The organism is Pseudomonas sp. BJa5 (assembly GCF_030272875.2).
GTDB lineage: Bacteria > Pseudomonadota > Gammaproteobacteria > Pseudomonadales > Pseudomonadaceae > Aquipseudomonas.
On record NZ_JALRNG020000184.1, the window covers coordinates 1 to 248 of the forward strand.

Annotated in this window: 1 protein-coding gene; it reads right to left on the reverse strand. The window is 63.7% G+C overall.

Annotated features, from left to right (window positions below; translation table 11 throughout):
• The coding region (locus M2D63_RS25945) for an immunoglobulin-like domain-containing protein (protein WP_285865907.1) at nucleotides 1-248 on the reverse strand (248 nt) is incomplete at both ends.

Consider the following 248-nt stretch of genomic DNA (forward strand, 5'->3'; position numbering starts at 1 on the left):
TCGTTGACCTCGGTAACGGCTGGAGTGTTATCCACAGCCAGATTTTCGAAGTCGCCGCCACTGGTGCCGGTGATGGTCGCCTCGACCTGACCGGCGTCGATGTAGACGTCATCGTCCGGCGCGGCGACGGTGACGCTGCCGCTGGTTTCACCGGCCGCGATGGTGATGCTTTCACCATTGCTGAGGGTGATGGTCATGGCGGTGCCAGCCGGGTTGGTCAGCGTCGCGGTGTAGGTGATCTCGCCGCC